Source organism: Streptomyces sp. TRM64462 (genome assembly GCF_013362995.1).
Classification (GTDB): Bacteria; Actinomycetota; Actinomycetes; order Streptomycetales; family Streptomycetaceae; genus Streptomyces.
On sequence record NZ_JABWDV010000003.1, the window covers coordinates 1 to 8,006 of the forward strand.

At 74.2% G+C, this 8,006-nt stretch carries 8 protein-coding genes; 2 read left to right on the top strand and 6 right to left on the bottom strand.

What is annotated here, in order from left to right; all coding sequences use genetic code 11:
- From HTZ82_RS00075 to HTZ82_RS00085, 3 genes are all read right to left on the bottom strand, one after another.
- Positions 1–828, bottom strand: an 828-nt coding sequence (locus HTZ82_RS00075) for a serine/threonine-protein kinase (protein WP_175407152.1), incomplete at its 3' end; no start/stop codon positions are given.
- Positions 825–1,436, bottom strand: a complete 612-nt coding sequence (locus tag HTZ82_RS00080; RefSeq protein ID WP_175407153.1) for a hypothetical protein — start codon at positions 1,434–1,436, stop codon at positions 825–827. The genes HTZ82_RS00080 and HTZ82_RS00075, both read right to left, overlap by 4 nt.
- Before the next feature lie 108 nt (positions 1,437–1,544).
- Positions 1,545–3,737 carry an N-6 DNA methylase gene (locus HTZ82_RS00085; protein ID WP_175407154.1) on the bottom strand — a complete coding sequence of 731 codons (2,193 nt, stop codon included), beginning with the start codon at positions 3,735–3,737 and terminating at the stop codon, positions 1,545–1,547.
- Between the two features lie 176 nt (positions 3,738–3,913).
- Between HTZ82_RS00085 and HTZ82_RS00090 the strand changes: the two genes are divergently transcribed.
- Both HTZ82_RS00090 and HTZ82_RS00095 read left to right on the top strand, forming a co-directional pair.
- The gene (locus HTZ82_RS00090; RefSeq protein WP_175407155.1) at positions 3,914–4,708 is read left to right on the top strand and encodes a DUF4190 domain-containing protein; all 795 of its coding nucleotides are present in this window, start codon (positions 3,914–3,916) and stop codon (positions 4,706–4,708) included.
- A gap of 57 nt (positions 4,709–4,765) precedes the next feature.
- Entirely contained in the window at positions 4,766–5,539 is a 774-nt protein-coding gene (locus HTZ82_RS00095; RefSeq protein WP_175407156.1) for a hypothetical protein, read from the top strand.
- A 79-nt stretch (positions 5,540–5,618) separates the two neighbouring features.
- Here the strand turns inward: HTZ82_RS00095 and HTZ82_RS00100 are convergent, their stop codons facing one another.
- The 3 genes from HTZ82_RS00100 to metF are packed head-to-tail and all read right to left on the bottom strand — an operon-like array spanning position 5,619 to position 7,991.
- Positions 5,619–6,365, bottom strand: coding sequence for an N-acetyltransferase (locus tag HTZ82_RS00100; RefSeq protein ID WP_175407157.1), 747 nt, complete (start codon positions 6,363–6,365; stop codon positions 5,619–5,621).
- A 42-nt stretch (positions 6,366–6,407) separates the two neighbouring features.
- A complete protein-coding gene (locus HTZ82_RS00105) occupies positions 6,408–7,097 on the bottom strand; it encodes an HNH endonuclease family protein (protein WP_175407158.1) in 690 nt (229 codons plus the stop codon).
- A gap of 9 nt (positions 7,098–7,106) precedes the next feature.
- Positions 7,107–7,991 (bottom strand): methylenetetrahydrofolate reductase [NAD(P)H], encoded by an 885-nt coding sequence (metF, locus tag HTZ82_RS00110; RefSeq protein WP_375540755.1) that lies wholly within the window; start codon positions 7,989–7,991, stop codon positions 7,107–7,109.
- Positions 7,992–8,006: the final 15 nt, after the last annotated feature.

Below are 8,006 nucleotides of genomic sequence, written 5' to 3' on the forward strand. Positions count from 1 at the left end.
CAGGAGCGGCGCCAGCGCCTCGTACACCTCCTGCGCGCCGGACGGCCGGTGCTGCGGGTCCTTCGCGAGGAGCCGCAGCACCAGGGCCTCCAGGGCCTCGGGGATGTCCGGGCGCAGTTGGCGGATGGGCAGCGGCGGCTCGTACAGGTGGCGGTGCAGCACGCCGAGGGCGGTGGACCCGGCGAACGGGACGCTGCCGCTGAGCAGTTCGTGCAGCAGCACCCCGAGCGCGTACAGGTCGGTGTACGGGCCGACGGCGCCGCCCATCGCCTGCTCGGGCGCCATGTAGGCGGGGCTGCCGATGGGCGAGCCGGTGTGCGTGAGGCGCGTGGTGTCGGTGTCGAGTACGGAGGCCACGCCCAGGTCGAGCACGGTGACCGTGCCGTCCGGCTTCACCATCACGTTCCGCGGCTTGAGGTCGCGGTGGACGATCGGCACGGCGTGTACGGCGGCGAGCACGGCGCAGAGCTGCGCGGCGACCGCGACGGCCCAGGGCCACGGGTACGGCTCGTGCTCGGCCAGGTGGTCGGCGAGGTCGGCGCCCTCGACGTACTGCATCACCAGGTACAGGTCGTCGCCGTCGCTGCCCGCGTCGTGCACGGTGACCAGGCCCGGGTGGGCGACCTGCGCGGTGACCCGGCACTCGCGGACGAACCGGCGGCGCATCTCCTCGGCGGCGGTGGCGGCCGCCATGTGGTCGGGGCGCAGCAGCTTGACGGCGACGCGCCGGTCGAGCCGCCGGTCGTAGGCCGTCCAGACCTGGCCCATGCCGCCCTGGCCGATGACGGTGGACAGTTCGTACCGGTCGGTGATGACCCGTCCGTTCACTTGTCGTCTTCCTTGCGCAGGAGATCGCTCAGCTCGTCCAGCTCGGCGCGCACCCGGTCGATACGCGGCGACGCCTGCGGCTGCGGCTGCGCCCCGGGGTGGGGCTGCGGCTGGGTCACCGGCCGGGGCTGGGGGTGGGGCTGGGGGTGGGGGTGGGGCTGCGCGTACGGGTTGGCCTGGGGCTGCGGATACCCGTAGCCCTGGCCGCGCCCCACCTGCGGGTACGTCGGCGAGTACGGCGTGACGTGCGGGCGGACTCCCACCGGGTCCCGGTCGAAGTGGCGTATCTCGGCGAAGAGGTAGTACCCGGTGAACAGCGCCGCGTTGAGCAGGAGCCCGCCGACCGCCAGATCGGCCTGCCGGGTCTCGATGTCCTCGGGGACGAACGCGACGCACGTGACGGTGACGACCGCGGAGAGCCCGAACAGCCACCAGTCCCGCGCGCGGCGCGTCACGACGGCCAGCCGCACCAGCGTCGCCCCGGTGAGGAGGCCCAGGCTGAGCAGCGGCAGCACGGCGAACAGGACGCGCAGCACGATGACGTGCGTGGGCGTACGACGCTGCGGGGACGCGTAGCCGGGACCGGGGCCCGGGCCGGGGCCGTACATGGCTGCTCCTGATGTCCGGATCTGGACTCGTCTGGTTCGGGGTCGAGCGTATACAGCGACTCCGACAACCGCCCCGGGGATGTACCGACCTGTGATCTCCGGGCCTGATCAGGCCTCCAGCGTGCCGTCCGTCAGGCCGTCGTACAGGCCCTGGACGAGCTGTTCGCCGAGGCGGCCCGCCCGGCGCAGCGCCTGCTCGAACTCGGCGAGGGCGCGGAACCGCTCGCCGTACCGCCGCTGCTCGCCGAGCGGGAGCCGGGGGAGCTGGAGGCGCCGTACGTCGAGGCGGGTCGCGGTGGAGGCGTAGCTGCTGGCCTGCCGCTGGTTGGCGGTGCCGCGCAGGAAACCGGCGAGGAACCAGGGGTCGAGGGCCGCCGGGTCGGGGCGCAGGAGGTACAGGTTCCGGCCGAGCGCGGCGCCCGCCGTGGCGTCGTCGACGACGCGCGCGACGGAGCCGCCGCCCAGGACGGGGACGACGACGTCGCCGGCGCGGAGCAGCACGGGCTCTTCGCCGGGGCCGTGGGCCGAGCCTTGGGCTGAGCCTGGCGCTGAGCCTTGGGCCGACCCGTGGGCGGGGCCCTGGGCGGCGCCCTGGGCGGGGCCCTGGGCCGAGCCTGCGGCCGTGGCGTCCGGCAGGCTGCCGGAGGGCTCCTGGCCGGTCAGGACGTCCTGTTCGGTGAGGACGACATGGCCGCCGCCCGTGCCGGTGCCGCCGGCGTGGAGCTGGAGGGCGCCCGTGCGGGCGAGTTCGCCGACCGTGACACCGGGCGGCCGGGGCCCGTGGCCCGCGGGTGCGGTGGACGCGCCGGTCGCGGGGCGGGCGGCGGGCGGGGTGAGGTCGCCGGTGCGGCGCAGCTCGGCGGTGAGCCGGTCGCGTACGGCGGCGAGTTCGGCGGCGCCTCCGCCGGCGGCGGGGGGCGGGAGGTGGCGGGCGGGGGCGAGGTCCACGTCGTCGTCGAGGAGTTCGATGACCGGGACCGAACGGCTGGTGCCGGGGCGTGCCGTGACGGTGCCGTGCCGGTCGAAGGGCGTCCAGGCGTCGAGTACGGCGCTGTGGACGGCCTGCCAGTCGAGCGCGGAGCGTCCGGCGGCGGCGTGCTCGGCGGTGTCGACGACGAGCAGTTCGGGCGAGGGCGGCAGCGGTACGGCTCCGGGCGCGGGCCTGCGCAGCACCCACAGGTGGAGGGGGATGCCGTACGGGGGCGCCGCACCGGCCGGGAGGGCGATGACGGCGCGCAGGGCGCCGCGCCGCAGCAGGTCGGCGCGGATGCGGCGGCCCGAGCGGCGGGACGCGGCGGCGGGCGGCATGAGGAGGACGGCCGTGCCGCCGGGGCGGAGGCGGGCCAGGGCGTGCTGGACCCAGGCGAGCTCGGACTCGGTGCGGGCCGGGAAGCCGTACTCCCAGCGCGGGTCGTAGGCGAGTTCGTCGTGGCCCCAGTTGCGCTCGTTGAACGGCGGGTGGCACAGGACCGCGTCGGCGGTGAGCCCGGGGTACGCGTCGGCGCGGAGCGTGTCGCCCGCGTGGGCGTGCACCTCGGCGCCGGTGTGCAGGGCGAGCCGCAGGGCGGTGAGCGCCGCGAGGTCGGGGTCGGCCTCCTGGGCGTACAGGGCGGTGGGCCGGTCGACGGCGCGGAGCAGGGCGCCGGTGCCGGACGCGGGGTCGAGGACGGTGCGGGTGCCGCCGCCGTCGCGGCCGCCGGGGGGAGCGGCGACGGCGGCCATGAGGGCGGCGGGGCCGGGGGGCGTGAGCGTGTACTGGCGCGGGTTGGCGTCGAGGTGACGGCCCAGCAGGAACTCGAAGGCCTGGTGGGCGCCACCCGCCTCGGCGGCGAGCTCCGCGACGCCGCGCAGCAGCGGTACGGACGGCGCGAGCGCGGCGGCGGACGGCACGGTGACGGCGTGCGGGCTGCCGAGGCGGGCGGTGAGCACCTCGTCGAGCGCGGCGGGCAGCCGCTCGGCCAGTCGCTCGTCGGACACGGCGGCCAGCGCCGGCCACGCGGCGGACCGGTCGCGTACGAGGAGGAGCACACAGCCGGCGTGGAGGAGCGCCGTGGGGGCGCCGGCGGGGTGGCCTGCCGCCTGCTGCCAGACGCGTTCCTTGAGGGGGACCTCGGCGAGCTTGCCCTGGGCGCGCAGCCAGCGTTCGACGTCGGCGAGAGCGAAGGAGGGGCTGGTCTCCGTACCCCCGACGGGTTTGGGGAAGTCGGCGTGGCGGCGCCGCCAGTTGCTGACGGCGGCCCGGCCCACACCGGCGAGCCGCGCGATCCCGGCGGCGGTCACCTCTGCTGCGTTCTCCGGCACCTGGCCTGCTCCCTCCGTCCGCTCTGTGGCCCTCGATCCTACGACCGTGAGGCCACCCACTGTTTCACAGCGTGAGCTGAACCGAAACGCGTGAACCCTGTTGACTCGGTTCACAGGCTCTGGTCTCATTAGGTCCGTCGCCACACGTCACGTCTTTCCTCTTGGAGGGCACACCCATGTCCCACCCCACGCAGCAGTCCGCGCGCAACGGCCTGGGCATCGCGGCGCTGGTGCTCGGCATCATCGGCACCGTCTCGGGCCTGATCCCGCTGTTCTTCTGGCTCGCCGGCATCCTCGGGCTCATCGCGCTGATCCTCGGGCTCGTCGGCCGGGGCCGCGCCAAGCGCGGTGAGGCCACCAACAAGGGCGTGGCCCTGACCGGCACGCTCCTCGGCCTGGCGGCGCTGATCCTCTCGGTGGTCGGCGCGGTCATCACGTACAAGGCGGTGGACGAGGCCGTCACCGAGATCAACAAGGAGCTGAGCAAGACCGCCCCGAGCCAGGCGGCCCCGAGCCAGGCCGCAGGCGACAAGAACGACGGCACCGGCACCTCGGCCACGCCCGGCGCGACCGAGATCCCGAAGCTCCTGGAGGCCGACGACACCCTCGTCTACGACGACAACCTGGAGATCACCGTCTCCGGCGTCACACCCTTCGAGCCGAGCGACATCGCGGCCGGCCACACCGAGGGCAACAAGGCGTACAAGGTCACGGTCGTCATCGAGAACAAGAGCAAGGAGAAGTTCGACACGGCCCTGTTCACCATGGACGGCCGCGCGGGCAAGGACGGCGTGACCGCCGAGGAGATCTACGACGAGGGCACGGGTGACGGCTTCTCCGGCGCCATCGCGCCCGGCAAGAAGGCCACGGCCGTGTTCGCCTTCGACGCCCCGGCCGACGCGAAGACCCTCACCGTCGAGGTCAGCCCGGGCCTGGAGCACGAGGCCCAGCAGTGGGAGCTGAAGCTCTGACGGCGTCCCGCTGAAAGCCCGCTCTCCTCCTCCCACGCCTTCCCAGGAGCACCGCCCATGCCCGCCCGCGTCCCCGCCGCCCCCGCCGCCCCCGCCGTCCGCTCGGTCGCAGCGCTCGCCGCGATGGCCTCGTTCGGGCTCACGGGGTGCGGCGGACCGTTCGACGGCCTGTCAGGACCGCAGATCCTCACCACGGCGATCGAGACGACCAAGCAGGCCGGCTCGGTGACGCTCGACGTCACGCGCACCGCGCCCGACGGGCACCGCAGGGCCTACCTGACGGTCGGCTCCCGTGGCCGGTGCGCCGGCACCCTGACGGTCGGCTCCTCCGGAACCATGGAGCTGATCAGGACGGGAGACGTGGCCTACGTACGGTTCGACGAGGCGTTCCTGAGGGCGGAGCGGAAGGACAGCTCACCGGACGAGATCGACCGGACGTTCAAGGAACTGCGGGGCCGCTGGATGAAGACGGACGCCTCGGCCGCCACGGGAACCCCAGGCACCTCGGCCGCCACGGTCGCGGGGCGCGGCATCGGACTGTGCGACCTGGACGCGCTCCTCACCGGCCTGGAGTCGGGCGCCGGCTCCGCACGCCGGGGCGAGGAGACCACCGTGGACGGCCACCCGGCGCTGCGACTCACCGCCTCGTACGGCGGGACGACGGCCACGGCGTACGTCGCGACCGACGGCGCCCCGTACCTGCTGAAGCTCGTCACGCGAGGCGGGGACGAGCCGGGGACGGTCACGTTCTCGCGGTACGACAAGCCCGCCCCCGTCCGGGCCCCGGCGGCCCGCGACATCGTCGAGACGGGCAGCGCGGAGGCCGCCTGAGGCAAGCGGGATACCGAGACCGGGCCGGGGAGGCCGCCGCGAGGGGAGCGGCCATCCCGGCCCACTCGCTCTTTCGGGTCTACAGGCGGTGGCGCACCCACACGTTCGGCTCGACGTACACGGCGTACCCCTGCGACGCCTCGCAGCGGACCGGCGCCAGCGCACCCGGCACCTCCACGGGCCCGTCCGTGTCGAACGGCAGCCCGGTCCACTCACGCCAGCGCTCCACGGAGTCGCTGATCGTCATGGACGCCGTCGCCATCGAGTCGACGACCCCGCCCGCCCGCACATGGACCCGCAGCCACGGGTCGTGGGGCAGGCCGTCCTCCGGCCGGGTACGGAACGCGTACGCGGCGATCGGCGTGAACGGCTCCAGGTGCTTGCCGCTCGGCCTGAGCGGCGCGACGACCTCGCCGAAGCCGCGCTCGCGTGCGGCGTCGCGCATCGCGGCGAGCATGCGCGGGGAGAGGCCGCGGCCGAGCACGTCCTGCGCGACCGCTATCTCGATGGCGCTCACCGTGTCGGGCTTCCTGCCCGCCCGCCGGTCCTCCATGGCCCACACCAGCACCTGGTCCCAGCCCTTGGCCGGGAGCGCGCCCCTGCCTTCGGCGTCCAGCGCGAACGGCACGCTGAAGGACCGGGCGACGACGGCCCCTTCGGTGTCGAGCGCGACCTGCACGTATTCGGGGATCTCGCTGACCATCCAGTCGTAGGCGACATCCGCCACCGGGTCGTGCCGCATGAACTCCGGCCAGGTGTGGGGCATCTCCCACACGGCGTCCAGCAGGTCGGGGCGCTCGGCGAGACTGGTGATCCTCAGTTCCATGGAAGCAGGCTAGAGGCCCGCTCCGGGCGTCTCCCACCGATTTCAGGGCAAAGGCTCGGCGGGGCAGGTGTTCAGGACGCGCTTCATGGCGTCGCGTTCGGCGGCCGTGACCCACACGCCGTACTTCTTCTTCACGGCGACCTGCCGGGCCACGTACGCGCAGCGGAATCCCTTGGCGGGCGGCAGCCAGGTCGCCGTGTCGCCGTCGCCCTTGCGGCGGTTGGCGGCCGAGTCGACGGCGAGCAGGTTCAGCGGGTCGTTGGCGAAGCTTCGCCGCTTCTCGGCGTCCCACTGACCGGCGCCCTTCTGCCAGGCGTCGGAGAGGGCGACGACATGGTCTATGTCCACCTTGCCGTCGCCCCGCCGGAACGCGATGCGCTTCCCCGTGTACGGATCCTCGCTGATCACGCCGTGCGCGACCTTGCAGCGCTTGGCGCCGTCCTTGTACGTCACGTCGGTGGCGTCCCGCGTGAGGATGTCCTCGCGGGTGCCGCAGCCGTTGCCGTCGGTGTCGGCCCAGGCGCGCCCGAACTTCTCCCGCTCGTAACCGGTCTTGGGCGCACGTCCCTTGACGGTGAGCGTGTCGACGGCGGCGAGCGCGGTGCCGGCGGCGCCTGCTCCCGGGCTCTTGTCCTCGCCCTCGGTGGGCGTGCAGCCCGACACGGCGAGGGCGGCGGCGGTGAGCGCGGCGACGGTGAGGAACCTGGGTGCGAAGGCGCGGGCGCTGAGCATGTTCGAATCCTAGGGGGCCTCCCCCGCCCAGCCCGCCGACAGGACGTTGCGGTGGATGTCGAGTGCGGCCGTGGACCGGTTGAGGGTGATGTAGTGCAGCCCCGGCGCGCCCTCCGCCAGGAGACGGCAGGCCATGGCGGTGGCGTGGTCGACGCCGATGCGGTGGCCGGCCGCGCGGTCGTGCCGGGCGGCCTCCAGGCGGTGGGCGAGGTCCTCGGGGAAGGCGGCGTCGCTGAGTTCGGCGAAGCGGCGGATCTGCCGGACGTCGGTGGCCGGCATGATCTCCGGGATGACGGGCGTCTCGCAGCCCGCGGCCACGACGCGGTCCCGGAAGCGCAGATAGTCCTCGGCGTCGAAGAACATCTGCGTGACGGCGTAGTCGGCGCCGGCCCGGCACTTCTCGACGAAGTACCGGATGTCGTCGTCGGGCGACGCCGAGCGCGGGTGCCCCTCGGGGAACGCGGCGACGCCGATGGTGAAGTCGCCCAGGGACCGTACGAGTTCGACGAGTTGCCGGGCGTGGGTGAGACCGGCCGGGTGCGGCACCCACGTACCGCGCGGGTCGCCGGGCGGGTCGCCGCGCAGTGCGAGGACGTCGCGGATGCCGGAGGCCGCGTACTGGCCGATGATGCCGCGCAGTTCGGCCACCGAGTGGCCGACGGCGGTGAGATGGGCGACGGGCCGCAGCGTCGTCTCGGCCACGATCCGCTCGGTCACGGCGACGGTACGGTCCCGGGACGAGCCGCCCGCGCCGTACGTGACGGACACGAACGTCGGCGCCAGCGCCTCGATCCGGCGGATGGCGTCCCACAGGACGCGGGTGCCGTCGTCGGTGCGGGGCGGGAAGAACTCGAACGAGAAGCAGGGCGTGCCACTCGCCAGGGCCTCACGCAGCGACGGCTGCGAGAC